Genomic DNA, 1102 nt, shown 5'->3' with positions numbered 1-1102 from the left:
GACGAGCGGCGCCCCGGCCGAGGCGGCGGTCGCGGCGGGCAGGCCCGCGAGCACGGCGCGGCGGCGGCGCTCGGAGAAGCTCGCCACGACGACGCGGCGCCACGCGCCGGTCCGGCGGAGCAGCTCCACGAGGGGCTCCACGGCGCCCGGGGCCTTGACGTCGATGTTGAGCCGCGCCCCGGGGAGGGCCTCGAGGACGTCCGCGAGGCGCGGCACCGCCTCCCGGCCGCCGATGCGGGCGCGCGAGACCACCGACCAGGGGGTCCGCGCCAGCTCGCCCTCGGCGTCGGTCACCCGGTCGAGGCGGTCGTCGTGGAAGGCGACGAGCACCCCGTCGGCGGTGGTGTGGACGTCGGTCTCGACGAGGTCGGCGCCCAGCTCCAGGGCCGCCGCGAAGGCCGGGAGGGTGTTCTCCAGGCCGTCCCGCGAGAAGCCCCGGTGGGCGAGCAGGAGCGGTCCGTCGCCCGCGAGGACGCCGGGACGGGGGCGGCCCGGACCGGTCGTCACCGGGCTGTCCCGGGTGGCGCGCCGGGCGTCACGGGACCGCCGGAGCAGCGCCCGCGCCGGTCGCGGTCTCGGCGAACTCGAAGTGCCACGGCTCCGGCTTGCTGCCGCCGCGCCCGGCCCACGAGGGGTGGAACCAGCCGAAGAGGGGGGCCCGCTGGACGACCCACTCGTGCTGCGGCGTCCCGAAGTCCTCCACGCCGCCGCACAGGTCCACAGCGCGGCCGAGGCCGTGGCGGCTCGTGCCGGGGACGGCGGCCAGGCCCGGCTTCGTGGCCCGCAGGCGGATCTGGTCGGCGAGGGGCCGGTAGGAGTCGGTGACGCACAGCGGCGTCCCGAAGACCTGCTCGTACGCCCGGCTCATGGCGTCGAAGGCCGCCGCTGCGTCCCCGCGCAGGCGGTGGCCCGGCGCCGTCCGGAGCGCGCAGAGCGCCTCCTCGGGGATCTGCCCGTTGGCGTGGGCGCTGAGGTCGCTGGAGGCGCAGCCGCCCCCGCGGGCCGCGCCGGCGGCCTGCACGCCAGCGAGGCCCCCGACGGCGAGCGAGGGCGCCGTGACGCCCTCGGGCAGGCCGAGCTCCTCGCGGGCCGCGGCCAGGCG

At 79.4% G+C, this 1102-nt stretch carries 2 protein-coding genes; both read right to left on the bottom strand.

Annotated elements, in window-relative coordinates; genetic code table 11:
• A partial coding sequence (locus HLB09_RS17385; protein WP_322790247.1) for a glycerophosphodiester phosphodiesterase occupies positions 1 to 507 on the bottom strand: 507 nt, incomplete at its 3' end.
• Between the two features lie 28 nt (positions 508 to 535).
• Positions 536 to 1102 (bottom strand): M15 family metallopeptidase (locus HLB09_RS17380; RefSeq protein WP_171204529.1); only part of this gene is annotated, 567 nt, incomplete at its 5' end.

The organism is Pseudokineococcus marinus (assembly GCF_013004605.1).
GTDB lineage: Bacteria > Actinomycetota > Actinomycetes > Actinomycetales > Quadrisphaeraceae > Pseudokineococcus > Pseudokineococcus marinus.
The sequence above is the reverse complement of the archived record's forward strand: the minus strand, read 5'-3'. Positions and strand labels throughout refer to the sequence as shown.